This is a genomic window from Achromobacter xylosoxidans (assembly GCF_014490035.1).
In the GTDB taxonomy this organism is placed as follows: Bacteria; Pseudomonadota; Gammaproteobacteria; order Burkholderiales; family Burkholderiaceae_B; genus Achromobacter; species Achromobacter bronchisepticus_A.
This window is the reverse complement of the sequence record NZ_CP061008.1, coordinates 1,448,048-1,473,722: the sequence shown is the minus strand read 5'-3', so window position 1 is coordinate 1,473,722 and position 25,675 is coordinate 1,448,048. Positions and strand designations below refer to the sequence as shown.

General features: G+C 67.4%; 24 protein-coding genes. 12 read left to right on the top strand and 12 right to left on the bottom strand.

Annotated features, from left to right (window positions below; genetic code table 11):
- Positions 1 to 16: 16 nt before the first annotated feature.
- Both IAG39_RS06855 and IAG39_RS06850 read right to left on the bottom strand, forming a co-directional pair.
- On the bottom strand, positions 17 to 334 hold the full coding sequence (locus IAG39_RS06855) for a chaperone modulator CbpM (protein ID WP_118932810.1): 318 nt from the start codon (positions 332 to 334) through the stop codon (positions 17 to 19).
- 2 nt (positions 335 to 336) lie between these two features.
- Positions 337 to 1,281 carry a DnaJ C-terminal domain-containing protein gene (locus IAG39_RS06850; RefSeq protein ID WP_059379485.1) on the bottom strand — a complete coding sequence of 315 codons (945 nt, stop codon included), beginning with the start codon at positions 1,279 to 1,281 and terminating at the stop codon, positions 337 to 339.
- A gap of 192 nt (positions 1,282 to 1,473) precedes the next feature.
- Here IAG39_RS06850 and IAG39_RS06845 point away from each other — a divergent pair, with 192 nt between their 5' ends.
- The 8 genes from IAG39_RS06845 to fabI all read left to right on the top strand — a co-directional run bounded on the left by IAG39_RS06845 (position 1,474) and on the right by fabI (position 9,133).
- Positions 1,474 to 1,965, top strand: coding sequence for a GNAT family N-acetyltransferase (locus tag IAG39_RS06845; protein WP_059379486.1), 492 nt, complete (start codon positions 1,474 to 1,476; stop codon positions 1,963 to 1,965).
- 53 nt (positions 1,966 to 2,018) lie between these two features.
- Positions 2,019 to 2,348, top strand: a complete 330-nt coding sequence (locus IAG39_RS06840; protein WP_054451523.1) for a DHCW motif cupin fold protein — start codon at positions 2,019 to 2,021, stop codon at positions 2,346 to 2,348.
- 101 nt (positions 2,349 to 2,449) lie between these two features.
- The gene (gene yfcF, locus IAG39_RS06835; RefSeq protein WP_059379487.1) at positions 2,450 to 3,085 is read left to right on the top strand and encodes a glutathione transferase; all 636 of its coding nucleotides are present in this window, start codon (positions 2,450 to 2,452) and stop codon (positions 3,083 to 3,085) included.
- Positions 3,086 to 3,102: 17 nt separating this feature from the next.
- Complete coding sequence (locus tag IAG39_RS06830) at positions 3,103 to 3,498, top strand: VOC family protein (RefSeq protein ID WP_059379488.1); 396 nt, start codon at positions 3,103 to 3,105, stop codon at positions 3,496 to 3,498.
- A gap of 182 nt (positions 3,499 to 3,680) precedes the next feature.
- Entirely contained in the window at positions 3,681 to 6,062 is a 2,382-nt protein-coding gene (locus IAG39_RS06825) for a DUF3141 domain-containing protein (RefSeq protein WP_118932801.1), read from the top strand.
- Positions 6,059 to 7,003 carry a phosphate acetyltransferase gene (locus IAG39_RS06820; RefSeq protein ID WP_059379490.1) on the top strand — a complete coding sequence of 315 codons (945 nt, stop codon included), beginning with the start codon at positions 6,059 to 6,061 and terminating at the stop codon, positions 7,001 to 7,003. Before IAG39_RS06825 ends, IAG39_RS06820 begins: the two co-directional genes overlap by 4 nt.
- Positions 7,004 to 7,178: 175 nt before the next feature.
- The gene (locus IAG39_RS06815) at positions 7,179 to 8,363 is read left to right on the top strand and encodes an acetate/propionate family kinase (protein ID WP_118932802.1); all 1,185 of its coding nucleotides are present in this window, start codon (positions 7,179 to 7,181) and stop codon (positions 8,361 to 8,363) included.
- A complete protein-coding gene (gene fabI, locus IAG39_RS06810; protein WP_059379492.1) occupies positions 8,360 to 9,133 on the top strand; it encodes an enoyl-ACP reductase FabI in 774 nt (257 codons plus the stop codon). The genes IAG39_RS06815 and fabI overlap by 4 nt, the downstream gene beginning before the upstream one ends.
- A gap of 36 nt (positions 9,134 to 9,169) precedes the next feature.
- Here fabI and IAG39_RS06805 read toward each other — a convergent pair whose 3' ends face one another.
- From IAG39_RS06805 to tkt, 4 genes are all read right to left on the bottom strand, one after another.
- Entirely contained in the window at positions 9,170 to 10,858 is a 1,689-nt protein-coding gene (locus tag IAG39_RS06805; RefSeq protein ID WP_118932803.1) for a SulP family inorganic anion transporter, read from the bottom strand.
- Positions 10,859 to 11,016: 158 nt separating this feature from the next.
- Positions 11,017 to 12,213, bottom strand: coding sequence for a phosphoglycerate kinase (locus IAG39_RS06800; RefSeq protein ID WP_118932804.1), 1,197 nt, complete (start codon positions 12,211 to 12,213; stop codon positions 11,017 to 11,019).
- Positions 12,214 to 12,308: 95 nt separating this feature from the next.
- On the bottom strand, positions 12,309 to 13,319 hold the full coding sequence (gene gap / locus IAG39_RS06795; protein WP_013395726.1) for a type I glyceraldehyde-3-phosphate dehydrogenase: 1,011 nt from the start codon (positions 13,317 to 13,319) through the stop codon (positions 12,309 to 12,311).
- A 14-nt stretch (positions 13,320 to 13,333) separates the two neighbouring features.
- On the bottom strand, positions 13,334 to 15,370 hold the full coding sequence (gene tkt, locus IAG39_RS06790) for a transketolase (RefSeq protein WP_059379495.1): 2,037 nt from the start codon (positions 15,368 to 15,370) through the stop codon (positions 13,334 to 13,336).
- Positions 15,371 to 15,635: 265 nt separating this feature from the next.
- Between tkt and IAG39_RS06785 the strand changes: the two genes are divergently transcribed.
- On the top strand, positions 15,636 to 16,367 hold the full coding sequence (locus IAG39_RS06785; protein WP_118932805.1) for a 16S rRNA (uracil(1498)-N(3))-methyltransferase: 732 nt from the start codon (positions 15,636 to 15,638) through the stop codon (positions 16,365 to 16,367).
- A gap of 10 nt (positions 16,368 to 16,377) precedes the next feature.
- Here IAG39_RS06785 and IAG39_RS06780 read toward each other — a convergent pair whose 3' ends face one another.
- From IAG39_RS06780 to IAG39_RS06765, 4 genes are all read right to left on the bottom strand, one after another.
- Complete coding sequence (locus IAG39_RS06780) at positions 16,378 to 16,845, bottom strand: barstar family protein (protein WP_059379497.1); 468 nt, start codon at positions 16,843 to 16,845, stop codon at positions 16,378 to 16,380.
- On the bottom strand, positions 16,842 to 18,074 hold the full coding sequence (locus tag IAG39_RS06775; protein ID WP_223283379.1) for a patatin-like phospholipase family protein: 1,233 nt from the start codon (positions 18,072 to 18,074) through the stop codon (positions 16,842 to 16,844). The genes IAG39_RS06780 and IAG39_RS06775 overlap by 4 nt, the downstream gene beginning before the upstream one ends.
- Complete coding sequence (locus IAG39_RS06770) at positions 18,055 to 20,343, bottom strand: NADP-dependent malic enzyme (RefSeq protein WP_187774086.1); 2,289 nt, start codon at positions 20,341 to 20,343, stop codon at positions 18,055 to 18,057. Before IAG39_RS06770 ends, IAG39_RS06775 begins: the two co-directional genes overlap by 20 nt.
- A 142-nt stretch (positions 20,344 to 20,485) precedes the next feature.
- Entirely contained in the window at positions 20,486 to 21,379 is an 894-nt protein-coding gene (locus IAG39_RS06765; protein ID WP_118933875.1) for an FAD-binding protein, read from the bottom strand.
- Between the two features lie 42 nt (positions 21,380 to 21,421).
- Between IAG39_RS06765 and IAG39_RS06760 the strand changes: the two genes are divergently transcribed.
- On the top strand, positions 21,422 to 22,582 hold the full coding sequence (locus IAG39_RS06760; RefSeq protein ID WP_118933874.1) for a pyridoxal phosphate-dependent aminotransferase: 1,161 nt from the start codon (positions 21,422 to 21,424) through the stop codon (positions 22,580 to 22,582).
- Positions 22,583 to 22,649: 67 nt separating this feature from the next.
- On the opposite strand, the gene IAG39_RS06755 is transcribed toward IAG39_RS06760, so the two are convergent.
- Entirely contained in the window at positions 22,650 to 23,468 is an 819-nt protein-coding gene (locus IAG39_RS06755) for a lytic transglycosylase domain-containing protein (RefSeq protein WP_059380216.1), read from the bottom strand.
- A gap of 82 nt (positions 23,469 to 23,550) precedes the next feature.
- Here IAG39_RS06755 and ubiD point away from each other — a divergent pair, with 82 nt between their 5' ends.
- Together ubiD and IAG39_RS06745 are read left to right on the top strand one after the other, a co-directional pair.
- Positions 23,551 to 25,095 carry a 4-hydroxy-3-polyprenylbenzoate decarboxylase gene (gene ubiD / locus IAG39_RS06750; protein WP_118933873.1) on the top strand — a complete coding sequence of 515 codons (1,545 nt, stop codon included), beginning with the start codon at positions 23,551 to 23,553 and terminating at the stop codon, positions 25,093 to 25,095.
- A gap of 58 nt (positions 25,096 to 25,153) precedes the next feature.
- Positions 25,154 to 25,324, top strand: a complete 171-nt coding sequence (locus IAG39_RS06745; RefSeq protein ID WP_165867921.1) for a hypothetical protein — start codon at positions 25,154 to 25,156, stop codon at positions 25,322 to 25,324.
- Here IAG39_RS06745 and IAG39_RS06740 read toward each other — a convergent pair.
- Positions 25,307 to 25,675, bottom strand: a complete 369-nt coding sequence (locus tag IAG39_RS06740) for a hypothetical protein (protein WP_118933872.1) — start codon at positions 25,673 to 25,675, stop codon at positions 25,307 to 25,309. The genes IAG39_RS06745 and IAG39_RS06740 overlap by 18 nt on opposite strands.

The window sequence follows — 25,675 nt, the reverse complement described above, 5'->3', positions numbered from 1 at the left end:
CTACCCGCGCGCAGCCCTACTTGTCCTCCAGGCCCAGCGCGCGCAGTTGCGCCTTCAGGCGGCGGACTTCCTGGCTCAGGTCCAGGATCAGCGCGGCGGCGTCCAGCCCGGCGCCGTAATCCCGCACCAGGCGGCGCGCATCCAGCGCCCGCTGCAGGTCGGTGCTGTAGAAGCGCCATTCGGCGGGGCCCTGGCCGCTGGCGTTGACGATGCCCACTTCGACCAGCCGCACGACCCATTCGACTTCCTCGCCGCAGGCGCGGGCCAGGTCGTCGGCGGAAAGCGGCCGGGACTTGCCCACGACCGTGGCGGTGGTGACGACTATTTTTTTCATGGTCATACCCCCAGGTGGCGCCGCGGATTGAAGGGCAGGTCCTGCCGCAGCTTGCGGTAGGCCTCCTTGGCCGCTTCGCTATCGGCAGGCGGCAACACCAGGTCCAGCACCAGGTAGAGATCTCCGGGGGGATCGCCCGGAATGCCGCGGCCGCGCAGGCGCAGCTTGCGGCCGTTGGCGGACCCCGCGGGGATCGACACTTCGACCGTGCCGCCCGGCGTGGGCGCATGCGCGCTGGCGCCCAGCGCGGCTTCCCATGGCGCCACCGGCAGCGTCATGTAGAGGTCGCGGCCGTCGACGCGGTAGCGCGGATGCGGCTTGAAGCGAACTTCCAGATAGAGGTCGCCGTTCTCGCCACCGCCATAGCCAGGCATGCCCTGCCCGGCCAGCCGGATGTACTGGCCTTCGCGCACGCCGGCAGGAATGCGCACGCTGAGCGTGCGGGTCTGCATGTGGGGACGGCCCTGCTCGTCCATCTGCATGGAACGCAGGCTGATGTCGCGCGTGGCGCCCTTGAGCGCGTCTTCGAGGTCCACCTCGATCGCGGCGTGGTGGTCCTCGCCGCGCGCGCGGAATTCCTGTTGCCGCTGCGCCCCGCCGCGCCGGTTGCGGCCGCCGAACAGCGAAGAGAAGAACTCGCTGAACTGCGCCTCGTCGCCGGGCGCGGCGCCGCGGTGGAACTCGAAGCCTTCGTCCCAGCCGGGGGGCGGCTGGAAGCTGCCCTCGGGCGAGACGCCAGCGGCCAGATTGTCGTAGGCCTGGCGCTTTTCCTTGTCGCGCAGCACGTCATAGGCTTCGTTGACGTCGCGCATGCGCGTTTCGGCGTCGCTTTCCTTGCTGACGTCGGGATGGTACTTGCGAGCGAGCTTGCGGTAGGCGCGCCGGATGTCGTCTTCTGAGGCGTCTCGCTCCACGCCCAGCATGCTGTAGTAGTCCTTGAACTCCATGTGCAGCCCTTGGCAAAGCGTTGCGGCCGCCTCCGGTTGCGCCGGGTCCGGCCTGGGATATCAAGAAGATAGGGGTTATGGCGCGATTTTTCAATGCGCCTTGTCAGGCGTCCGGCATCGCGCATAATGTCCGGTTGCCGGCGCTTGCAGGCGCCCGCCCCGATCACGGCTAGCCCACAGGAACAAGAGATCGTGCTGGAAATCATCGACGCAGACTTCAACGACCCCGAACACGGCCGCCAGGTGCTGGCCATGCTGAACGAATACGCCAGCGGCCCCATGGGCGGCAACGCCCCCCTGCCCGCCTACGCGCAGCAGAACCTGATCGCCGAGCTGGCTCGCCGCCCCACAGCAAGGGCGCTGCTCGCCCGCATCGACGGCGAAGCCGCGGGCGTGGCAATCTACCTCGAGGGCTTCTCCACTTTCGCCTGCCGCCCGCTGCTCAATCTGCACGACCTGGGCGTGGCGGAAAAATTCCAGGGCCGGGGCGTGGGCAAGGCCCTGCTGTCGGCGCTGGAAGAGCGGGCGCGTGATCTGGGCTGCTGCAAGATCACCCTGGAAGTGCTGGAAGGCAACGCGGTCGCCCAGGGGCTGTACCGCAAGCTGGGGTTCGAAGGCTATGCCCTGGACGAAACCACCGGCCGCGCCATGTTCTGGCAGAAGAAGCTGCCAGCACTGGCGTAGTCTCTGTTTCTTACCGGACGTCATCGCGTCCGCACCACCACGCAGGAATCACCATGAAGATGAGCAACATTCCCTTCGGCACCACCGACTGGTCCGAGGTCGAGCGCACCGAGCACGCCGGCGAGACCGGCATGGCCTATTGGCGCACCCGGCAGTTCGGCGACCTGCGCGTGCGCATGGTCGAGTACACGGCCGGCTACCTGGCCGACCACTGGTGCAGCAAGGGCCACATCCTGTTCTGCCTGGAAGGCGAACTGCACACCGAACTGGAAGACGGCCGGCAATTCGTGCTGACGCCCGGCATGAGCTACCAGGTCGCCGACCAGGCCGAGCCGCACCGCTCCTCCACCGCCACCGGCGCCAAGCTCTTCATCGTCGACTGAGGCCCCGCCGCGACAGGCCGGCCGCAGATGCGTTACGCTTTGACGTATCCGCGGCCTGCTGCCGCGGCGCATGTTGTTACTGTCAGACCGGAGACTAGATTTTGGGCGCCCCGCTTACGCTATTCGTCGATTCCCTGTTCCTCAGCCCCTACGCCATGTCGGCCTATGTGGCGTTGACTGAAAAACAGCTGCCGTTCGAGGTGCGCCCCATCGACCTGGAAGCCGGCGAGCAACGCATGCAGCCCTACCAGAGCCGCGCGCTGACTTCCCGGGTGCCGGCATTGACGCATGCGGATTTCAGCCTGACCGAATCGACCGCCATCACCGAATACCTGGAAGACGCCTTTCCCGCCCCGGCGCACGCCGCGCTGTATCCGCGCGACCTGCGCCAGCGCGCCCGCGCCCGCCAGTTGCAGGCCTGGCTGCGCAGCGACCTGGGCGCGCTGCGCCAGGAACGTCCCACCGAAACCGTGTTCTACGGCGCCGCCGGCCTGCCGCTGTCGGATGCCGCCCATGCCGCCGCGGCCAAGCTGATCCACGTGGGCACCCATCTGCTGGGCGCGGGCCAGACCTCGCTGTTCGATGAATGGTGTATCGCCGACACCGACCTCGCGGTCATGATCAAGCGCCTGTTCCAGGACGACCTGCCCGACGCCCTGCGCGCCTACGCCGAGGCCCAGTGGCAGCGTCCCTCCGTCCAGAAATGGCTGGAGCACAACACCGCCGCGCGCTCCTGAACCGCCCGGGAGGCGCGATGCAACTGCTGGATCACGTCTCCATCGCCGTTTCCCGCCTGGACGCCGCCCGGCCCTTCTATGACGCCGTCATGCTGGCCCTGGGCGCGGCCAAGGTCTATGACCGCCCCGACGCGCTCGGCTATGGCGAACGCTGCCGTGCCGGCAGCAGCCAGCACAGCTATCTCTCCGTATTCGCCGACGACGCAGCCGCCCCTGCGGCGCGCCGGCACTGGTGCTTCAAGGCGCCCAGCCGCGCCGCCGTCGACGCCTTCCATGCCGCCGGCTTGGCGCACGGCGGACGCGACGACGGCGCCCCGGGCTTGCGCGAGCACTACCATCCGCAGTACTACGCCGCCTTCCTGCTGGACCCTTGCGGCAACCGCATCGAAGCAGTCTGCCACCACCCTGATTGAACCGCTGCCCGGCTGACCGGTCCTAAAGGGGACGGATAAATCGGCCATGGGTTGACCTGCATCAAGACGCTTGATGTTGCACCGCAACAACCGTTGCGGTGTAATGGGGAGGTCAACTCGGCCGGTTCCACTCTGAATCGGCGCGGCGGTCCGCCGCCGCAAGCAACCTACAGGAGATCGCCATGGCCGGATCCGGCAACGATCGCGTACCCGCCCCACCCTTCAACCCCTGGACGGCCGCCTACGAATATGCGGTGGACGCCTGGCAGCGCGGCGTGCTTTACGCCGATGTGATGCGCCAGCGCGGCAACCAGTACCACGAGCACATGGCCAAGCGCGCGCCCAACGTGCTGAGCATGGAGTCCGAACTGGTGATGGACGGCCGCTGTCTGCCGCGCCCCGTCAACTACGGCCTGCTGCGCATCAAGCCGCCGGAAGGCGTGGAAACCGACCCGATCAAGCGCCCCTTCCTGGTGGTCGATCCGCGCGCCGGACACGGCCCCGGCATCGGCGGCTTCAAGCCCGAAAGCGAGATCGGCGTGGCGCTGCGCGCCGGCCATCCCTGCTACTTCGCCACTTTCCTGCCGCAGCCCATGCCGACCCAGACCGTCGAGGACGTGATGATGGCCGAGGCGCGCTTCCTGGAAGAGATCATCGCGCTGCACCCCAACGCCGAAGGCAAGCCGGTGGTGGTAGCCAATTGCCAGGCCGGCTGGCAGATCATGATGACCGCCGCGGTCCGCCCCGAACTGTTCGGCCCCATCATCGTGGCGGGCGCGCCGCTGTCCTACTGGGCGGGCTGGCGCGGCATGAACCCCATGCGCTACGCCGGCGGCCTGCTGGGCGGCAGCTGGCTCACCGCCCTGACCAGCGACCTGGGCGACGGCAAATTCGACGGCGCCTGGCTGGTGCAGAACTTCGAGAACCTGAATCCGGCCAACACTCTGTGGTCCAAGCAGTACAACCTGTACTCCAACGTCGACACCGAGGCCAAGCGCTACCTCAGCTTCGAAAAATGGTGGGGCGGCCACGTCTTCCTGAACGGCCCGGAAATCCAGTACATCGTCGACAACCTGTTCGTCGGCAACCGCCTGGCCACCGCCGGCCTGGTGACCTCGGACGGCATCCGCATCGACCTGCGCAACATCCGTTCGCCCATCGTGGTGTTCTGCTCGAAGGGCGACAACATCACGCCCCCGCCGCAGGCGCTGGGCTGGATCCCCGACCTGTACCAGAACGAATCCGAAGTGCTGGCGCATGGCCAGACCATCGTCTATGCCGTGCATGAAAGCATCGGCCACCTGGGCATCTTCGTGTCCGGCAGCGTGGCGCGCAAGGAGCACCAGGAGTTCACCTCCAACATCGACATGATCGACGTGCTGCCGCCGGGCATCTACCAGGCGGAGATCGCCGACAAGACGCCCGACACGCCCAACGCCGACCTGGCCTATGGCAACTACGTGCTGTCGTTCGAGCAGCGCAGCCTGGACGACGTGCGCGCCATCGTCGATCGCAACGAAGAGGACGACCGCCGCTTCGCCGCCGTCGCCCGCATTTCCGACATCAACCTGGGCATGTACCGCAGCTTCGTGCAGCCCTGGCTGCGCGCCCTAGTAACGCCGCAGTCGGCGGAATGGTCGCAGCGCCTGCATCCGCTGCGCCTGCCCTATGAGCTGATCTCCGACCGCAATCCTGCCATCGCGCCGATTGCGCAAGTCGCCGAACAGGTGCGCGAACACCGCCAGCCGGTATCGGCCGACAACCCATTCCTGATGGCCCAGGAAATGTTCTCGAACCTGATCGAGACCAGCCTGAACATCTGGCAGGAGCTGCGCGATTCCGCCGACGAACGCACCTTCATGGGCGTTTACGGTTCGCCGCTGGTGCAGGACCTGGCCGGCCTGGGCGCGCGTTCCGGCCCGCCGCGCAAGCATCCGGGCGTATCGCCCGAGCACCGCCGCTTCATGGAAGAGCGCGCCGCCGAGCTGCGTTCGCTGATGCTGGAAGGCGGCCTGCGCGTGGCCGCGATCCGCATGCTGCTGTATGTGTCGGGCGCCGAAGGCGGCCTGGACGAACGCAGCTATGCGCTGATCCGCAAGATGCGCGCCGAATCCGACACCGCGCTGTCGTTGCAGGAGTTCAAGGACATCATCCGCGATCAGGCCTTGATGATGACGCTGGACGCGGCCGGCGCCATCCAGGCCATACCGCATCTGCTGGAAGGCGCGCCAGCCTCCGCGATCCGCGAAACGCTGGACACCATGAAGCACGTGCTGGAGGCTGCCGAGCCCCTGAGCGAGGCCGCCCGCATCAGCCTGGACGAAATGGAACGCATCTTCGAGTACGCCGAGCGCCGTGCGCAGAAGCGTGACGAGGCTCAGCAGCCCGCGCCCAGGAAAACGCCGCCCGTTGCGCGCAAATCGGTGCGTGCGGCGGCGACCAGGCACGAAGCACCCTCGGCCACGGCCGAGCCGGCCGTCCCGGTGCGCGCCAAGAAGCGTAGCGCCTCCGCCAAACCCGCCGCGCGTCCCGCGCGCAAATCCGCCAAGGCGAAATCCGCATGACGCTGCCCCCCACCACCCATTACGACAGGCTCATCGCGCGCGCGCAGACGCTGACGCCCGCGCATTGCGCCATTGCACATCCCTGCGACGAACCCTCGCTGTCGGCCGCGCTCGAGGCGCGCGACCTGGGCCTGCTCAAGCCCATCCTGGTGGGCCCGGAGCAGAAGATCCGCGCCGTCGCCGCCGAGCACAAGCTCGACCTGGGCGATGCGCGCATCGTCGACGTGCCGCACAGCCACGCGGCGGCCGAATGCGCCGTCGCCCTGGTGCGCAGCGGCGAGGCCGAATTGCTGATGAAGGGCAGCCTGCACACGGACGAACTCATGCATGAAGTGGTGGCGCGCAACACCGGGCTGCGCAGCAGCCGGCGCATCAGCCACGTCTTCATCATGGAAGTGCCGACCTACGCCGAACCGCTCTTCATCACCGACGCGGCCATCAACATCTTCCCGGACCTGGAAACCAAGGCCGACATCATCCGCAACGTCATCGACCTGCACCACGGCCTGGGCCTGGGCGAGCCGCGCGTGGCGATCCTGTCCGCGGTCGAACAGGTCAATCCCAGCATCCCCAGCACCATCGAAGCCGCCGCGCTGTGCAAGATGGCCGACCGCGGCCAGATCGAGGGCGGCCTGCTGGACGGGCCGCTGGCGCTGGACAACGCCATCAGCCCGGACGCCGCGCGCATCAAGGGCATACGCTCGCCGGTGGCCGGCGTGGCCCAGGTGCTGGTGGTGCCCGACCTGGAGGCCGGCAACATGCTGGCCAAGAACCTGACCTTCCTGGCCAACGCCGAGGCCGCGGGCATCGTGCTGGGCGCGCGCGTACCCATCATCCTGACCAGCCGCGCCGACAGCCCGCGCTCGCGCCTTGCGTCCTGCGCGGTTGCGGCGATCTACGCGCACCACCTGGCCCAACAGCAGGCCCGCCCGCTGGTGTAATGGAACCCACCCCCTACCCGCTTGCGCGGGCCCCCTCAAGGGGGCGGCGCAGGCGGACCGGCGGAGCCGGATCCGCGGCGCCCCGGATCAAGACCGGCACACATAGCGCGGGCTGCGGCATTCTTCTCGCCGTTAAGTACGCGTACAACTTGCCTCAACACGGAATCACAGCGACATGAGCGACACCATCCTCGTCATCAACGCCGGCAGTTCCAGCATCAAGTTCTATCTGTACGACATCGACGGCGCGCAGGAGCTGGCCCCGCGCCTGGGCGGCCAGCTCGAAGGCATAGGCACCTCGCGCCCGAAGCTGAAAGTGCGCGACGCCGCCGGCCAGACCCTGGTCGAACGCGAGATCGCGCCCAGCCACGCGCCCGACGTGCCCAACGGCCAGGAAGTCGTCGGCACCTGGCTTAGCGGCCACCTGGGCGGCGCCCCGCTGGCGGTAGGCCACCGCGTGGTGCACGGCGGCCCCGATCTGTCCGAGCCGGTGCTGATCGACGACGCCATCCTGGCCAAGCTCGACACCTTCACGCCGCTGGCGCCGCTGCACCAGCCGAACAACCTGGCGCCGATCCGCGTGATCCGCGAGCGCCGGCCCTGGATTCCGCAGGTCGCCTGCTTCGACACCGCGTTCCACCGCAGCCACTCCGACGTGGCCGACCGCTACGCCCTGCCGGAACGGCTGTACCAGGAAGGCGTGCGCCGCTACGGCTTCCATGGCCTGTCCTACGAATACATCGCGCAGCGCCTGAAGAAAGCGCTGCCGGACATCGCCGACGGCAAGATCATCGCGGCCCATCTGGGCTCGGGCGTTTCGGCCTGCGCCATGCAGCACGGCAAAAGCGTGGACAGCACCATGGGCTTCACCGCGCTGGAAGGCCTGCCCATGGGCACCCGCCCCGGTCGCCTGGACCCGGGCGTGGTGCTGTGGATGATGGAACGCGGCATGACCCACGACGAGATCGAGCATCTGCTCTATCACGACTGCGGCATGAAGGGCCTGTCCGGCATCAGCAACGACATGCGCGAACTGCTGGCCAGCGACGCGCCCTCGGCCAAGCTGGCGCTGCAGTATTTCGCCTGGCGCGTGGCCGAAGGCATGATAGGCCTGGCCTGCGCCATGAACGGCGTGGACGGCATCGTCTTCACCGCCGGCGTGGGCGAGAACTCCGCCGAGATCCGCCAGGCCATCAGCGAGCACTGGGGCTGGCTGGGCATCAAGCTGGACCCGGAACGCAACGCCCGCCATGGCCCCCGCATCTCCGCCGACGACAGCCGCATCGGCGTCTACGTGGTGCGCACCAACGAGGAACTCATCATCGCCCAGCACACGCTGGAACTGGTGAGGCAGCGATGAGCGCGCTCCTGCCGCTGGCGGGCAAGCGCGGCCTGGTGACGGGTATCGCCAATGCGGATTCGATCGCCTGGGGCTGCGCCAAGGCGTTTCACGCCCTGGGCGCGGAATTGGCCGTGACCTACCTGAACGACAAGGCCTTGCGGCATGTGGAGCCGCTGGCCCGCCAGGTGGAAGCGCCCCTGCTCTTGCCGCTGGACCTGATGCGCGAAGGCCAGCTGGAGGCCGTGTTCGACAGCGTGGCCGCCGAATGGGGTCAGCTGGATTTCGTGCTGCATTCCATCGCCTTCGCCCCGCGCGACGATCTGCACGGCCGCGTGACCGACTGCTCGCGCGAAGGCTTCCTGCAGGCCATGGACGTGTCCTGCTGGTCCTTCATCCGCATGGCCAAGCTGGCCGAGCCGCTGATGCGCAACGGCGGCGCGTTGTTCTGCATGAGCTACTACGGCTCGCAGATGGTGGTCGAGCACTACAACATGATGGGGCCGGTAAAGGCGGCGCTGGAGTCCGCCACCCGCTACCTGGCGGCGGAACTGGGCCCGCAGGGCATACGCGTGCACGCGATATCGCCGGGGCCGCTGAAGACGCGCGCCGCTTCGGGCATCGCCGAATTCGACGCGCTGCTGGACCGCGCCCAGGCCAAGGCGCCCACGCGCAGCCTGGTGTCCATCGACGACGTGGGCGAAGCCACCGCCTGGCTCGCCACCGATGCCGCCCGCCGCATGACCGGCCAGACGATCTATATCGACGGCGGCTATCACATCATCGATTAAGGGGGGCGCCTGGCCGGGGCGCCTTGGCTGGGCGCGCTAGCCCAGCGCCGCGGGCGGCGCCTGGCGCCAGCGTTCGATCGCTTCCACGGCCTGCTCGGGGCTGCCGAAGATCTTGTCGCGACCGATCTTCTTGACCAGGCCGGAGCGCTCCAGCGCGGTGCGGAACTGGCCATGTCCGCCCGCCACCAGCAGCGTGATGCCGCGCTCGTCCAGCTCGTGCTTCAGTTCATACAGCGCCTCGACCGCGTCGGCGTCGGCCTGGGTCATGGCTTCGGCGTCCAGCACGAACCAGCGCACGTCGCCCGCCTGCTCGATGACCTCGCGCGCGCGGCGGCGGAAGGCGTCGGCGTTGAAGAACCACACCGAGGACTCGAACAGCCAGATCACCGTACCCGGCACCGGCTGGGCTTCGGGATTCAGGTGCAGCTTGCCCAGCACCGTTTCCCCGGGCAGCCGGCCCAGCAAGGCATCGCGCGGATTGCCCGACACATACATCGCATACAGCAGCGTGGCGCCGACCGACACCGCCACGCCCTGCAGCACGCCAAAGCCCACCACGCCCACCGCGGCCAGGATGCCGAAGGCCAGCTCGATGCGCGAAATGCGTGCCAGGCGCATGAAGGCATGGCCGTCGAACAGGCTGATGGCGGCCAGCAGCAGGATGGCCGACAGCACGGCCTGCGGCAGCCAGAACAGCGGCCCGCTCAATAGGCTCACCACCACCGCCAACGCCACCGCCGCGGTGACGCTGACCAGCGGCGAGGAACCGCCGGCCACCAGCCCCACCGCCGTGCGCGAGTCCGCGCCCGTCACCACGAAGCCCTGGAACAGGCCCACCGCCATGTTGGCCGCGCCAAAGCCCACCAGCTCGCGGTTGGGATCCACGTGTTCGCCCGTGCGCGCGGCAAAGCTGCGCGCCGTCACGATGCCGCTGGAAAAGCTGACAACGAGCACCCCCGCCGCGCCCAGCAGGATGCCGTCCACGCCCTCCAGGCGCACCGGCAGGCTCAGGGCTGGCAAGCCCGCAGGCACCTCGCCCACGACGGCGATGCCCAGGCCAGGAAAGTTGAACAGCCAGGACAGCACGCAGGCCAGCACCACCAGCAGGATGGGACCGGGCCAGTTCGGCCGCCAGCGCTTGACCGCCACCAGCAGCGCGCAGGACGTCAGGCCCAGGATCAGGGTCGGGATCTGGATTTCGGGCAGACGCCGCGACAGCTCCAGAAAGGGATGCACCAGGCCGCTGTTGCGCAGGCCCACGCCGGTCAGGCCGCTCAACTGCGACAGCGCCAGCGTGATCGCCACGCCCGCCATGTAGCCGATCAGCACCGGCCGCGACAGCAGGTTGGCCAGCACGCCCAGCCGCAGCGCGCGCGCGATCAGGCAGCCCACGCCCACCGTCAGGGCGATGCCGGTGGCGGCCACCAGCCGCTCTTCCGGCGTGGTCAGCGCCATGCCGGTCAGGGTGGCGGCGATAAGGGTGCAGGTGGCCGTATCCGGCCCGACGATCAAGGTGCGCGACGAGCCGAACAAGGCGTAGCCCAGCATCCCGGCGATGGCCGCCCACAGGCCCGCCACCGGCGGCACGCCCATCATGGCGGCATAGGCCAGGCCCACCGGCAGCGCCACCGCCGCCACGCTCAGGCCGGCGGTGATGTCGCGCCGCGCCGATTCCCGGTTGATGCCGCGGAAATTGTTGAGGCCGGGAATGAAGCGTAGGTTCATGGTGCTGCGGAGAAATCGGGGATGAAGCGAGCGCGAGGCGCGCCAGATTGCGCCAAGGCTACACCAAGCCAGCCAAACCGGGGCGGCCGGGATCAAGGCGCCGGCATAAAAAAAAGCCGCCCCATCGGGGCGGCTTCGGTCTTGCATGGCTAGCCGTATTACTTGGCGTAGCGCGCTTCCAGCACGGCCACGGCGGGCAGGGTCTTGCCTTCCAGGAATTCCAGGAAAGCGCCGCCGCCGGTCGAGATGTAGCCGACCTGCTCGCCGATGCCGTACTTGGCAATGGCGGCCAGGGTGTCGCCGCCACCGGCGATCGAGAAGCCTTCCGATTCGGCGATCGCGCGCGCCACCACCTCGGTGCCGTTGGCGAACTGGTCGAACTCGAACACGCCCACCGGGCCGTTCCAGACGATGGTGCCGGCCTGCTTCAGGATATCGGCCAGTTGCGCCGCGGTCTTGGGGCCGATGTCCAGGATCATGTCGTCGTCGGCCACGTCTTGCGCCGCCTTGACGGTGGCTTCGGCGTCGGCGCCAAAGGACTTGGCGCACACCACGTCCACCGGAATCGGCACGGCGGCGCCGCGCTGCTTCATGATGTCGATCACGGCGCGCGCCTGGTCGACCTGGTCGGGTTCAGCCAGCGACTTGCCGATGGACAGGCCGGCAGCCAGCATGAAGGTGTTGGCGATGCCGCCGCCCACGACCAGCTGGTCGACCTTGTCGGCCAGCGACTGCAGGATCGACAGCTTGGTCGATACCTTGGAGCCGCCAACGATGGCGACCAGCGGACGCTTGGGTTCGTGCAGCGCGCGGCCCAGGGCTTCCAGTTCGGCGGCCAGCAGCGGACCGGCGCAGGCCACGGGCGCAAAGCGCGCGATGCCGTGGGTGGTGGCTTCGGCGCGGTGGGCGGTGCCAAACGCGTCGTTGACGTAGACGTCGCACAGCGCGGCCATCTTCTTGGCCAGCGTTTCGTCGTCTTTCTTTTCGCCGACGTTGACGCGGCAGTTTTCCAGCAGCACGACCTGGCCATGATCGACCTGGACGCCGTCGACCCAGTCGCGCACCAGCTGCACCGGCATGCCCAGCAGTTCGGACAGGCGCTGGCCGACCTTGGCCAACGAATCGGCTTCGGTCAGCACGCCTTCCTTGGGACGGCCCAGGTGGGAGGTGACCATGACGGCCGCGCCGGCGTCCAACGCCATGCGGATGCCAGGCACCGAGGCGCGGATGCGGGTGTCTTCGCTGATGCGGCCGGCGTCGTCGAACGGCACGTTCAGATCGGCGCGGATGAACACGCGCTTGCCGGACAGGGCGCCGGACTTGGCCAGCGCGGACAGAGTGTTGACCTTGGACATATTTGGATTCCTACGATGGGCGTACAAAGGGGACGAACCCATTTTCCGCGTACGCGGAAAACAAATCCGTCCCCTCTATGGACTAGCCGTGTTGCTTACTTGGCCGACATCAGCGCGACGGTGGTGTCGAGCATGCGGTTCGAGAAGCCCCACTCGTTGTCGTACCAGGACGAGACCTTGACCAGGCGGCCCGAAACCTTGGTCAGCGACGCGTCAACGGTGCTGGAGGCCGGGTTGTGGTTGTAGTCCACCGAAACCAGGGGCTCGGTGTTGTAGTCCAGGATGCCCTTGAGCTCGCCTTCCGAGGCGGCCTTCAGGATGCCGTTCACTTCTTCGGCGGTCGTGTCGCGGCTGGCCACGAACGACAGGTCGACCAGCGACACGTTGATGGTCGGGACGCGGATGGCGTAGCCGTCCAGCTTGCCGTTCAGTTCCGGCAGCACCAGGCCCACGGCGGCGGCAGCGCCGGTCTTGGTGGGGATCATGCTCATGGTGGCCGAACGCGCGCGGCGCAGGTCTTCGTGGTAGACGTCGGTCAGGACCTGGTCGTTGGTGTAGGCGTGGACGGTGGTCATCAGGCCGTTTTCCAGGCCCAGCTTGTCGTTCAGCGGCTTGACCAGGGGGGCCAGGCAGTTGGTGGTGCACGAAGCGTTGGAAATGACGGTGTCGGTAGCCTTCAGCACGCCGTGGTTCACGCCGTACACGATGGTGGCGTCGACATCCTTGCCGCCGGGGGCCGAGATGATGACTTTCTTGGCGCCGCCCTTGATATGCGCGCCGGCCTTTTCCTTGGTCGTGAAGAAGCCCGTGCACTCCAGCACCACGTCGACCTTCAGCTCGCCCCAGGGCAGCTCGGCCGGATTGCGGTTGGCCAGCACGCGGATCTTGTCGCCGTTGACGACCATGAAGTCGCCGTCGACTTCGACGGTGCCCGGGAACTTGCCGTGGGCGGTGTCGTAGCGCGTCAGGTGAGCGTTGGTCTTGGGATCGCCCAGGTCATTGATGGCGACGATTTCGATATCGTGCTTCTTGCCACCTTCGTAGTGGGCACGCAGGATGTTGCGGCCGATGCGACCGTAACCGTTGATGGCGACGCGAATGGTCATGACTAAGCTCCTTTTTACAAAACTTGCTTGACGGTCTCGGCCACCTTGTCGGCGGTCAGCCCGAAGAACTTGAACAGTGCGCCGGCCGGCGCGGATTCACCGTAGCGGTCGATGCCGACGACGGCGCCTTCCAGGCCCACGTACTTATGCCAGAAGGCGGTAACCCCGGCTTCGACAGCCACCCGCGGCAGGCCCTTGGGCAGCACGGATTGCTTCCAGGCGGCGTCCTGGCGGTCGAACACGTCGGTGCTGGGCATGGAGACCACGCGCACGGCGATGCCTTCCTTGGCCAGCTGCGCCTGCGCGTCCAGCGCGATGGCGACTTCCGAACCGGTGGCGATGATGACGGCGCGGGCGCCTTCGGCATCGCGCAGCACATAGCCGCCGCGGGCGATGGCGTCCACGGTGGCGGCGTCGCGCGGCACGAACGGCAGGTTCTGGCGCGACAGCAACAGGGCCGTGGGGCCGCCGTCGTGCACGTCCATGCCGATGCTGGTCGGGCGCGTCACGGCCGCGTTCCAGGCCACGGCGGTTTCAGCCGTATCGCAAGGACGCCACAGCGACAGGTTGGGGATCAGGCGCAGGCTGGCCGCATGCTCGATGGACTGGTGGGTCGGGCCGTCTTCGCCCAGGCCGATGGAGTCGTGGGTGAACACGTGGACCACGCGCTGCTTCATCAGCGCGGCCATGCGGATGGCGTTGCGCGAGTAGTCGGAGAACGTCAGGAAGGTGCCGCCGAACGGCAGGTAGCCGCCGTGCAGGGCCACGCCGTTCATGATGGCGGCCATGCCGAATTCGCGCACGCCGTAGTTGATGTGGCGGCCGAACTGGATGCCCTTATCGCCGGCGCGGACGGCGGCAACGCCCTTCCAGTCGGTGAAGTTGGAGCCGGTCAGGTCGGCCGAGCCGCCCAGCATTTCCGGCAGCAGCGGCGCCAGCGCGGTGATGGCGAACTGCGACGCCTTGCGGGTGGCGACGGTTTCGGCCTTTTCCAGCGTGGCGTCCAGGAACGCCTTGAACTGTTCGGCGTAGCCGGCGGGCATTTCGCCCTTCATGCGGCGCTTGAATTCAGCGGCTTCGGCGGGGAATTCGGCGGCGTAGGCGTCGAACGCGGACTGCCATTCAGCCTGGGCGGCGGCGCCCTGCTTGCGGCCATCCCAGCCGTCGTAGATGTCTTGCGGAATCTGGAACGGTTCCGACGACCAGCCCAGCGCGGCGCGGGTGGCGGCAATCTCGTCCTTGCCCAGCGGCGCGCCGTGCACGTTGTGCGTGCCGGCCATGTTGGGCGAACCCTTGCCGATGACGGTGCGGCAGACGATCAGCGTGGGCTTTTCCGATTGCGAGCGCGCGGCCTTGATGGCGGCGTCCACGGCGGCGACGTCATGGCCGTCGATGCCGCGGATCACGTTCCAGCCGTAGCCTTCGAAGCGCTTGGCGGTGTCGTCGGCGAACCAGTGTTCGACGTGGCCGTCGATGGAAATGCCGTTGTCGTCATACAGCACGACCAGCTTGCCCAGCTTCAGCGTGCCGGCCAGCGAGCAGACTTCGTGCGAGATGCCTTCCATCAGGCAGCCGTCGCCGGTGAAGGCGTAGGTGTGGTGGTCGACGATGGCGTGGCCGGGCTTGTTGAATTCAGCAGCCAGCAGCGCTTCGGCCAGCGCCATGCCCACGGCATTGCCCAGGCCCTGGCCCAGCGGGCCGGTGGTCGTTTCCACGCCCGGGGTGATGCCCACTTCGGGGTGGCCCGGCGTCTTGGAATGCAGCTGGCGGAAATTCTTCAGCTCTTCGATCGGCAGGTCGTAGCCGGTCAGGTGCAGCAAGGCGTAGATCAGCATCGAGCCGTGGCCGTTGGACAGCACGAAGCGGTCGCGGTTGGCCCAGGCGGGATCCTTGGGATTGTGACGCAGGTTGCCGGCCCACAGGGCTTGGGCGATTTCCGCCATGCCCATGGGAGCACCCGGATGCCCGGAGTTCGCTTGTTGCACGGCGTCCATCGCGAGGGCGCGGATGGCATCCGCCAAGGCAAGTTTAGGGGCGGTCGGATTGCTCATTCGGAAGGCTCTTTGAAGCTGGCGGGCCTACGGTCAAAATAGGGGCCAGTTGAGTAGGTTGCGAAGCATGGGATTTTAGCATCCAGGGGTTTCCCCGACGCCATCGGCCATAAGGCGGCCCGTGCTAGGCTAGCTTTCTGAGGACAAGTGCCCCCACGCCGCGCCCGCTGCGCGGGCTAGCTGCCCCCCAAGGGGGCGTTTTTGCCTTGGGACGGCCCGGCGGCAAAAGTATCCTTCTCCACATCAAATCAGTTCTCGCACATTTATGTCAGCCCCCCGCTTCTTCTGCGATATCCCCCTGAGTACCGGCGCCCGCGTGGCGCTTCCCGAAGCCCTGGCGCACCATGCGCTGCGCGTGCTGCGCCTGCGCGCGGGCGAGGCCGTGGCGCTGTTCAACGGCCAGGGCGGCGAGTATCCCGCCACGCTCGAAGTGGAAGGCAAGGCTGGTTTTGCCCAGTTGGGCGAATTCCTGCCGCGCGAGGCCGAACTGGGCGGCCGCGTCACCCTGGTGCAGGGCCTGCCTTCCGGGGACAAGATGGACTGGGTGGTGGAAAAGGCCGTGGAGCTGGGCGCCGCGCGCGTCAGCCCCATCGCCGCCCAGCGCAGCGTGCTGCAGCTGTCGGGCGCCCGGCTGGACAAGCGCGTGGCGCATTGGCAGCGCATCGCGCAGTCCGCCAGCGAACAATGCGGCCGCAACCGGCTGATGGCGGTGGACGCGCCGGTCACCCTGGCCGAATGGCTGCAGCAGCCCGCGGACGGCCTGCGCCTGCTGTGCCACCCGGAAGCGCGGGACGATCTTGCCGGCGCGCTGCGGGCCGCGCCCGGCCTGCAGGCGCTGACCCTGCTGGTGGGACCGGAGGGAGGATGGTCGGACAAGGAATTGGCCCAGGCCCGCGAGGCGGGCGTGCAGGCGGTGCGATTCGGCCCCCGGGTGCTGCGCACCGAGACCGCGGGGCTGGCGCTGCTGTCGGCGGCCAGCGCGCTGCTGGCCTGGTAAAACAACCGGATCAGTGGTCTTCGCCGTAGGGCGCTGCCGCCACCCCGGGCTCGGGGTCCGGATGGCGTCCGGCGTGTTCGATGACATACGCAAAAACGCGGCCGTTTTCGCGGGCGAAATCGGCCGCGTCGGAGCAGACGGTTTCAATGCGGCCCGAGTCTTCTTCCAGCGCCGGGTCGCCCGAATGCAGCTTGTACAGCCACAGCACCACGCCGGTCTTGTGGTCCAGCACGGTATCGCACAGGCAGTCGTAGAGGGCGTCGAGGTTGCCGCCGAAGTATTCGGGGAAATCCACTGCCTTGACGATGGCGCGCAGCACGGCGGAACGGCTGCGGGCAGGATCGCAATTGGCGACGAACAGGGCCAGGCCAAGCTCATGGGCGGCGTCCACCACGGCCTTCTTGTCCAGCCCGTCATGGGCCAGCGCACCGCCGCGCATCAGCTGCCGCTGCAGAGTAGATTGGCCATTGCGCGTCATGCCTGAGCCCCCTTGAAAAAGGCGATCACTTCGTCGTTACGCTGCATCGTATCGGCATAACCCAGTTCAATCAATCGCTTGGTGTAGCTGGATTCAAATAAGAGGTAGGACATCAGCGAACCGCCGCCGGGACGGTCTGGATCGGACGATACACCGAGTACGCGGAAAAGAGCACGGGCCTGGGTCGGCATATCCTGCAAATGTTCCAGCGCCATGACGTCCAGCGACTGGCTGGGCGTGATCGTCAGGACCTCGATGCGGCGCGCATGCCCGTGCTGCGCCCCTTCCGGGCCGGACTGATCCATCAGGAAGTTGATGCGCTCCAGGCGCTCGACGTCCGCCGACAGGCCGTCCAGGAAGATGCTGGCCAGCGCATGTCCGCCGACCTGGGCCAGCGAGGGGTAAGGCGGCGAATCCTCGCGGTTTTCCGGGTGGGTTTCGTCGCGGAAACCCGTGCCGATCACCAGCACGCGATGCGCGCCCAGGTGGATGGCAGGACTGATGGGCGCAAGCTGGCGCATCGAGCCATCGCCGCACCACTCCCCCTTGCCGTGCACCTGCACCTGCCGGGCCGGAAAGACGAACGGAATGGCGGACGAGGCCATCAGGTGGTCGATGCCGATGGGCGTGGGCAGCGCCAGGCGCAGATAGCGGTGCCAGGGCTCGATGGGCGTGTGCGCCTGGTAGAAGGTCAAGTGCTCGCCGCTGGTATAGCCCGAGGCCGTGATCGCCAGCGCCGACAGCGCGCCGGTTTCCAGGTTGGTGCGCAGATGCTGGAAGTCCAGCACCCGCTCCAGCAGAGCCTGCATGGGGCTGTTGTCCAGCAGCGAATGGGGCCGCTTGCGCGTCAGGCCCGAATACATCCACCCCAGCGACAGCAGCCCCAGCCAGCGCACGCCGGTGCGGATCAGGCCGGGCGCGTCGGCCCGGTAGATCATGTCGGTATTCAGTGAAGACCACAGCCGGCGGATGCGGCGCACGCCCAGATGGGGCCGGTCGGCGCGGCAGGCCAGCGCGGCGGCGTTGATGGCGCCGGCGGACGTGCCGCAGATGATGTGAAAGGGATTCTGGAAACGCGAATGCCAGTCAGGATCCAGCAATTCCATGATGGCGCTGAGCACGCCCACCTGATAGGCGGCGCGGGCGCCGCCACCGGTCAGGACCAGGCCGGTCGGCGTGCGCGGGCACGCCGGACCGGGTGGCGTCACGTCAACGCGGTGTATTGACATCGACCACCGTCATCGCGGTCATGTTGACGATGCGGCGCACGGTGGAGCTGGAGGTCAGGATGTGCACCGGTGCGTTGGCGCCCAGCAGGAACGGACCCACCGCGACGTTGCTGCCGGCGGCGGTCTTCAACAGGTTGTAGGCGATGTTGCCCGAGTCCACGTTCGGGCACACCAGCAGATTGGCCTGGCCCTTGAGCGTGGAGGACGGCAGAATGCGCATGCGCAGCGCCTCGTCCAGCGCGCAGTCGCCGTGCATTTCACCGTCGATCTCAAGTTCCGGCGCGGCCTCGCGCACCAGTTCCAGCGCGCGGCGCATCTTCGCGCCCGAGGCCGAACTGCCCGAGCCGAAGTTAGACCGCGACAGCAGCGCGACCTTGGGCGCCAGATACATGCGGCGCATCTCGTTGGCGGCGGCGATGGTGAATTCGGCGATCTGCTCGGCCGAGGGCTCATCGTTGACGTGCGTGTCCACCAGCACCACCGTGCGCTCGTTGAGCAGCAGGATGTTCATGGCGGCGTACACGTTGTGGCCAGGACGGCGGCCGATGACCTCGTCCACGAAGCGCAGGTGGTCGTGGTACGCGCCCACCGAACCGCAGACCATGCCGTCGGCGTCGCCCAGGCGCACCATCATCGCGCCGATCAAGGTCATGCGGCGGCGCATTTCCACGCGGGCCATTTCCTTGGTGATGCCGCGGCGGCACATCAGCTCCCAGTACGTGGTCCAGTACTGGTGGAAGCGCTCGTCATATTCGGGATTGGTGACTTCGACGTCTTCCCCGAGGCGCAGCCGCAGGCCCAGTTTTTCGATACGGGTCAGCAGCACCGACGGACGGCCCACCAGGATGGGACGGGCCAGGCCTTCATCGACGATCACCTGCACCGCGCGCAGCACGCGCTCGTCCTCGCCTTCGGCGAATACGATGCGGGCCGGACCGCCTTCGCGCACGATGCGCTTGGACGCCGAGAACAGCGGCTTCATGAAGGCACCCGAGTGGTACACGAACTGCTGCAGCTGTTCTTCGTAGGCTTCCAGGTCCGCCAGCGGGCGCGTGGCCACGCCGCCTTCCATTGCGGCCTTGGCCACCGCCGGGGCGATGCGCACGATCAGGCGCGGATCGAAGGGCTTGGGGATCAGGTATTCGGGGCCGAACGAAATATCAAAGGTGCCGTAGGCTGCGGCCACCACTTCGTTCTGCTCTTCCTCGGCCAGCTCGGCAATGGCATACACCGCCGCCTTTTCCATTTCGCGAGTGATGGTGGTGGCGCCCACATCCAGCGCGCCGCGGAAGATGTAGGGGAAGCACAGCACGTTGTTGACCTGGTTCGGATAGTCCGAACGGCCAGTCGCCATGACCACGTCATCGCGCACCGATTGCGCCAGTTCCGGCAGGATCTCGGGCGTGGGGTTGGCCAGCGCCAGGATCAGCGGGCGCGGACCCATGGCCGCAACCATTTCCGGCTTGAGCACGCCGCCGGCCGACAGGCCCAGGAACACGTCGGCACCCTGGATCACTTCGGCCAGCTTGCGGGCGTCGGTCTTCTGCGCGAAGCGCGCCTTGTCCGGGTCCATCAGCACGGTGCGGCCTTCGTAGACCACGCCTTCGATGTCGGTGACCCAGACGTTTTCCAGCGGCAGGCCCAGGTCCACCATCAGGTCCAGGCAGGCCAGCGCGGCGGCGCCTGCGCCCGAAGTCACCACCTTGACCTGCTTGATGTCCTTGCCCACGACCTTCAGGCCGTTGATGAAGGCGGCGGACACACAGATCGCGGTGCCGTGCTGGTCGTCGTGGAAGACCGGAATCTTCATGCGCTCGCGCAGCTTGCGTTCGACCGTGAAGCACTCCGGAGCCTTGATGTCTTCGAGGTTGATGCCGCCGAAGGTGGCTTCCAGGCCGGCGATGATCTCGACCAGCTTGTCCGGGTCGGTCTCGTTGATCTCGATGTCGAAAACGTCCAGGCCGGCAAACTTCTTGAACAGCACCGCCTTGCCTTCCATCACCGGCTTGGAGGCCAATGCGCCGATATTGCCCAGGCCCAGCACCGCGGTGCCGTTGGTGATCACGCCCACCAGGTTGCCGCGCGCCGTGTAGCGGTACACATTGGCCGGATCGGCCACGATTTCTTCGCAGGCCGCCGCCACGCCGGGCGAGTACGCCAGGGCCAGGTCGCGCTGGTTGGTGAGCTGCTTGGTCGGCGTGACCGAGATTTTGCCGGGGCGTCCAAGCTCATGGTATTCAAGGGCGGCTTTGCGGAGATTGGCATCCATAGTGGCGGCTACTGGCTAGAGTGTGTGACACGAAAGGGGGGAATTCTATTCCGATGACGGACGCCGCGATACCTCGGCAATGCCCGCCTGCCCGTTGGATAAGCAGACGCGTCCCATGTTAGCGTCAGCTTACAAATTGTCGCTATTCCGCGATGTGGAATAAGGGGAACCGTCCATCCGGGTCGAACAGAGCCTTCACCCGGGAGTCCAACCGGGTGGTGGCCAGACCAGGCGGCTCCTCCCGCTCCGCCTGCGGCTGCGGCTGCGGCGCCGGCGCGGCGTCGGCCAGCGTCACCGACTGCACCCAGGCCAGCGTGCCGCCATGCCCCAGCAGCAGATGCGCCAGGTTGACGGTGGCGGGCGCGTCGGGCTTGAGCGCGTCCAGCCGGTAGCGGCCCAGCCAGCGCTCGCCGTCCCGGGTGGCGAAGGCATCGCCGCCCGAGGCCAGCTGGAACAGCGCCGGCACCAGACGCTGCACGGTGGCGGAACGCAGCGGCTGGACGTCCGACTCGCCGAACGGCCCCAGCGTTTCCTCTATGCCGTCGGCCAGCATCACCTCCAGCGCCAGCACGCCGGAGTCGGCGCAGCGCCCGGCGGGCCAGTTGGCCTTGGCCGCCAGCCACTCGGCCAGCGTCATGTTCCCGGGCAGGCCGGCGAACTGCCGCAGCCCTGCCTGGGCCAGCGCCGCTACCGGCGTGCCCGGCTGCGCGCGCCAGCGCCCGCTATCGCCGGACAGGCGCACCAGGCCGGTCAGGGCGGATGGGTCCACCCTGAGGACTGGTCCATGAGCGGTCTCGAAAGGTCCTTCAGCCCCGTGCAGCGCCAGCGTCACGCGATATTCGGCACACAGCGTGCGCGCGTGCGCCACATCCGCGTCGCGCGCCGGCGTCAGCAGGCCCCGCGGGCCGCCCTCTCCCGCCTCGCCCAGATCTCGAACGGAACCCTGGCAGAGCAGGCCCAGCCGCTCGATGAAGGCCGACCACGGGCTGCGGACCGGACGACGGCCCATGAGGAAAGCGCGCCGGGATGGCTGCATGACTACAATTCCTTTTTCGCTACAAACGCCTTCGAGAATCCGATGCCCCGCCTTGCCCATCGCACCAACGACTTCCTGACCTTCCAGGTAATGGAACTATTCAAGCAGGCGCAAGCGCTGCAGGCGGCTGGCAAGGACATTATCAGCCTGGGCATCGGCGAACCGGACTTTACCGCGCCCCCCCAGGTCGTGGAAGCGCTGGAGCGCGCAGCCCGCGCCGGCCTCAGCGGCTACAGCCCCTCGGCCGGCCTGACGCCGCTGCGCGAGGCCATCGCCCGGTTCTACCACGAACAGTTCGGCGCCCGGATCAATCCGGCCCGCGTCATCGTCACCGCGGGCGCCTCCGGCGCCCTGACGCTGGCCTGCGCGGCGCTGGTCAACCAGGGCGGCGAAGTGCTGATGCCGGATCCCTCCTACCCCGCCAACAGCAACTTCGTGCTGGCGGCGGGCGGTGTGCCGCGCCTGATCCCGAGCACGGCGGCCAAGCGCTTTCAGCTGTCGGCGCAGGACGTGGCCAGCCACTGGACGCCCGCCACCCAGGGCGTGCTGGTCGCCTCGCCCAGCAACCCCACCGGCACCTCGATCGACCACGGCGAGCTGGCCGAGCTGCTGGCTCAGGTCCGCGCCCGCGACGGCTTCGCCATCGTCGACGAAATCTACCTGGGGCTGTCCTATGAAGGCCAGCCCCGCTCGGCCCTGACGCTGGACGACGACGTCATCGTCATCAACAGCTTCTCGAAGTACTTCCACATGACGGGCTGGCGCCTGGGCTGGATGATCGTGCCCGAGGACATGGTGGCGCCGGTGGAGAAAATCGCCGCCAGCCTGGCGATCTGCGCGCCCACGCTGGCGCAGCACGCCGCGCTGGCCTGCTTCGAGCCGGGCGCGATGAAGACCTTCGAGCACCGCCGCGAGGCCTTCAAGCAGCGCCGCGACTACCTGCTGCCGGAATTCGAGCGCATGGGCATCCAGGTGCCGGTGAAGCCCGACGGCGCCTTCTATATTTATGCCGACATCGCCAACCTGGGCATGGATAGCGCCGCGTTCTCGCAGCGCCTGCTGCTGGAGGCCGGCGTGGCCGCCGTGCCGGGCCTGGACTTCGGGCCGGCCCATGGCAGCCACACCATGCGCTTTTCCTATGCCACCGGCCTGGACCGCCTGGAAGAGGCGGTCGCCCGCATCGGCCGGCTGCTGCAGGGCTGATCTTGAACACCCCAAAAAACAAAGCGCGTCCCAAGGGACGCGCTTTGCATTCGGGCCATTACGGCGATCAGTCGCGCGCCAGCGCGATCCCGGAAGCCAACGCCAGGCGGCGGCGTTCCGCCTGCACCTTGGCGCCGTAGCCATTGTCGTCCGGTCCCGTGGCGCCGACGTAGCATGCCAGGCCGCCATCGATCGAACCGCGGCGATTGATGCAATCGCGCAGGATCGTGGCTCCGACCCCGATATTTGCGGCCGGGTCCAGCGCGGTCTTGCCGACCGCGTCGAATTTTTCCTGGTGCACGCTGGTCATCACCTGCATCAGCCCCTGCGCGCCCACGTGGCTTTCGGCCAGCGGGTTGTAGCGGGACTCGATGGCGATCACGGCCAGCACCAACAACGGATCCAGCTGCTTTTCGCGGCTGACCTTGTACACCACGTTCAGCAGCGGGCCGGTGGCGTCATAGGCGACCTTGTACTTGCGCGAAATATAGTTGCGCAAGGCTTCCGCCTGCGGACCGGTGGCGGTCATGGCGACAGGCTTGGGCGCCGGCGGGGCGACGCGGGCTGGCCCCAGCATGCCGGTGGCGTTGCTGGCGGGGGCGTTGGGAACGGCCATGGCAATTGCCGACGACATGTCGGAACCCAGTTCGGAACCGGCTTCGGATTCGGTGCCGGTTTGCATGGATGAAGGCGCTAGGGCGGTCAACAAGGCTTTGTGCACTTGCAATGCCTGGTCGCGCAAACCAGGCAGGGCGAATCCCATGCTTACCGTCACAATGACCGCAATGCCCAGATAAACGGAGCAAATGCGCAGGGACTCGGCAAGATATTGGTGCACTCCTTGGGCCAGGCTTCGGAACAGGCTGGCCACTGACGCATCGGGCATAAAACCTCCTGCGTTAAAAAAGAGGGAGTCAATGTTAACCTCTCTGTCTACCCAATATGTAACCAAATAGCTGGGATCTGTAGTGAAATACCGCGACCTTAGAGACTTCATCGCCCAACTTGAACGCATGGGCGAGCTCCGACGCATCGCTGCGCCGGTGTCCACCCGGCTGGAAATGACTGAAATATCCGACCGAGTCCTGCGCGCGGAAGGGCCTGCCCTGCTGTTCGAAAACGCGCGGCACAATGGCGAGCCGGCGCAGATGCCGGTGCTGGCCAACCTGTTCGGCACCCCGGCCCGCGTGGCCCGCGGCATGGGCGCCGACGACGTCAGCGCCCTGCGCGACATCGGCGAACTGCTCGCCTCGCTGCGCGAGCCCGAAGCGCCCAAAGGCCTGCGCGACGCGCTGGCCAAGGTCTCGATGCTGAAGTCCGCGCTGTGGGACATGAGCCCCAAGAACGTCAAAAGTCCCGCCTGCCAGGAAATCGTCTGGGAAGGCAAGGACGTGGACCTGAACCGCCTGCCGATCCAGACCTGCTGGCCCGGCGACGTGGCGCCGCTCCTGACCTGGGGCCTGGTGATCACGCGCGGCCCCAACGCCCGCCGCCAGAACCTGGGCATCTACCGGCAGCAATTGCTGGGCCCCAACAAGCTGATCATGCGCTGGCTGTCGCACCGCGGCGGCGCGCTGGATTTCCGCGACCACGCCCTGGCGCATCCCGGCACGCCCTTCCCCATCGCCGTGGCCTTGGGCGCCGACCCGGCCACCACGCTGGGCGCGGTCACGCCGGTGCCCGACAGCCTGTCCGAATACCAGTTCGCCGGCCTCTTGCGCGGCTCCCGCACCGAGGTCGCGAAAGCGCTGGGCAGCGATCTATCCGTGCCGGCCTGGGCCGAAATCGTGCTGGAAGGCCATCTGCTGCCGTCCTCCGACCCGCGCGCCATCGCGCCCGTCGTGCCCGAAGGCGTCAACCCGCCGCCGAACACCGATTACGAAATGGCGCTGGAAGGCCCCTACGGCGACCACACCGGCTACTACAACGAGCAGGACTGGTTCCCCGTCTTCACGGTGGAGCGGATCACGATGCGGCGCAATCCCATCTACCACTCCACCTACACTGGCAAACCGCCCGACGAACCGGCCGTGCTGGGCGTGGCGCTCAACGAAGTCTTCGTGCCGCTGCTGCGCCGCCAACTGCCCGAGATCGTGGACTTCTACCTGCCGCCGGAAGGCTGCAGCTACCGCCTGGCGGTGGTGTCGATCCGCAAGCAGTACGCCGGCCACGCCAAGCGCGTCATGTTCGGCCTGTGGAGCATCCTGCGCCAGTTCATGTACACCAAGTTCATCGTGGTGGTGGACGAGGACATCAATCCGCGCGACTGGAAGGAAGTGGTGTGGGCGATGACCACCCGCATGGACCCGGTGCGCGACACCTTGCTGGTGGAAAACACGCCCATCGACTATCTGGATTTCGCCTCGCCGGTCTCCGGCCTGGGCGGCAAGATGGGCATGGACGCCACCAACAAGTGGCCCGGCGAAACCAATCGGGAATGGGGCACTCCCATCACCATGGATGCGGACGTCAAGAAGCGCGTGGATGAGATGTGGGGGCAGTTGGGCTTGTAATCCTGCCCAGCCTCTCGTACCGGGACCGGCGTTATCGCGGCAGGATCAGGAAGCGCTGATGAGCGCGTCGATCAATAGCGGGCGGTACTGCAATGTGTGGGGCATGGTGCCAGGCCCGGCCTGGCTCGAACAGCACAGCGTAGCGCTGAATCCAGGCATAAAAAAACCTGCCTTTTTCAAGGCAGGCTTCTTGTTGGGCAACGCCATAGCTTCAGCGCCTGTCATCTGACGGATCATCATCGCGGCGCGAGTTCTGCCAGGCTTTGAACAGTTGCCAGCCGACAAAGGCGCCGCCGGCGATCTTCAAAAGCTTGGAGCGCTTGCCGCCGCGCATGATCATGGCGGACAGCGATGAACTGACGATGGGATAGCGGCGCGCCAGGCTGATCGCCTGCAAGGCCCAGCGCGATGCGCCGCCCGAAGCCAGGCCGGGCAAGAGCCCCTTGAGGAGCGCGGCCGGTTCCAGCTTGCGTCCGGTGGCCGCGATGCTCTGCGCCAGCGATTCGCGTTCGATGGCGGCGCGGGCGCGCAGCAGCTCGATGCGCACGGCGCGGTCGACGGTGGGAGACCTTTTCGTCAT

What these genes read in the sequence shown, in the direction of transcription:
- IAG39_RS06855 (WP_118932810.1), bottom strand. Translation starts at nt 334, where the DNA reads ATGAAAAAAATAGTCGTCACCACCGCCACGGTCGTGGGCAAGTCCCGG.
- IAG39_RS06850 (WP_059379485.1), bottom strand. Translation starts at nt 1,281, where the DNA reads ATGGAGTTCAAGGACTACTACAGCATGCTGGGCGTGGAGCGAGACGCC.
- IAG39_RS06840 (WP_054451523.1), top strand. Translation starts at nt 2,019, where the DNA reads ATGAAGATGAGCAACATTCCCTTCGGCACCACCGACTGGTCCGAGGTC.
- IAG39_RS06830 (WP_059379488.1), top strand. Translation starts at nt 3,103, where the DNA reads ATGCAACTGCTGGATCACGTCTCCATCGCCGTTTCCCGCCTGGACGCC.
- IAG39_RS06825 (WP_118932801.1), top strand. Translation starts at nt 3,681, where the DNA reads ATGGCCGGATCCGGCAACGATCGCGTACCCGCCCCACCCTTCAACCCC.
- IAG39_RS06820 (WP_059379490.1), top strand. Translation starts at nt 6,059, where the DNA reads ATGACGCTGCCCCCCACCACCCATTACGACAGGCTCATCGCGCGCGCG.
- IAG39_RS06815 (WP_118932802.1), top strand. Translation starts at nt 7,179, where the DNA reads ATGAGCGACACCATCCTCGTCATCAACGCCGGCAGTTCCAGCATCAAG.
- fabI (WP_059379492.1), top strand. Translation starts at nt 8,360, where the DNA reads ATGAGCGCGCTCCTGCCGCTGGCGGGCAAGCGCGGCCTGGTGACGGGT.
- IAG39_RS06805 (WP_118932803.1), bottom strand. Translation starts at nt 10,858, where the DNA reads ATGAACCTACGCTTCATTCCCGGCCTCAACAATTTCCGCGGCATCAAC.
- IAG39_RS06800 (WP_118932804.1), bottom strand. Translation starts at nt 12,213, where the DNA reads ATGTCCAAGGTCAACACTCTGTCCGCGCTGGCCAAGTCCGGCGCCCTG.
- gap (WP_013395726.1), bottom strand. Translation starts at nt 13,319, where the DNA reads ATGACCATTCGCGTCGCCATCAACGGTTACGGTCGCATCGGCCGCAAC.
- tkt (WP_059379495.1), bottom strand. Translation starts at nt 15,370, where the DNA reads ATGAGCAATCCGACCGCCCCTAAACTTGCCTTGGCGGATGCCATCCGC.
- IAG39_RS06785 (WP_118932805.1), top strand. Translation starts at nt 15,636, where the DNA reads ATGTCAGCCCCCCGCTTCTTCTGCGATATCCCCCTGAGTACCGGCGCC.
- IAG39_RS06780 (WP_059379497.1), bottom strand. Translation starts at nt 16,845, where the DNA reads ATGACGCGCAATGGCCAATCTACTCTGCAGCGGCAGCTGATGCGCGGC.
- IAG39_RS06775 (WP_223283379.1), bottom strand. Translation starts at nt 18,074, where the DNA reads ATGTCAATACACCGCGTTGACGTGACGCCACCCGGTCCGGCGTGCCCG.
- IAG39_RS06770 (WP_187774086.1), bottom strand. Translation starts at nt 20,343, where the DNA reads ATGGATGCCAATCTCCGCAAAGCCGCCCTTGAATACCATGAGCTTGGA.
- IAG39_RS06765 (WP_118933875.1), bottom strand. Translation starts at nt 21,379, where the DNA reads ATGCAGCCATCCCGGCGCGCTTTCCTCATGGGCCGTCGTCCGGTCCGC.
- IAG39_RS06760 (WP_118933874.1), top strand. Translation starts at nt 21,422, where the DNA reads ATGCCCCGCCTTGCCCATCGCACCAACGACTTCCTGACCTTCCAGGTA.
- IAG39_RS06755 (WP_059380216.1), bottom strand. Translation starts at nt 23,468, where the DNA reads ATGCCCGATGCGTCAGTGGCCAGCCTGTTCCGAAGCCTGGCCCAAGGA.
- IAG39_RS06745 (WP_165867921.1), top strand. Translation starts at nt 25,154, where the DNA reads ATGAGCGCGTCGATCAATAGCGGGCGGTACTGCAATGTGTGGGGCATG.
- IAG39_RS06740 (WP_118933872.1), bottom strand. Translation starts at nt 25,675, where the DNA reads ATGACGAAAAGGTCTCCCACCGTCGACCGCGCCGTGCGCATCGAGCTG.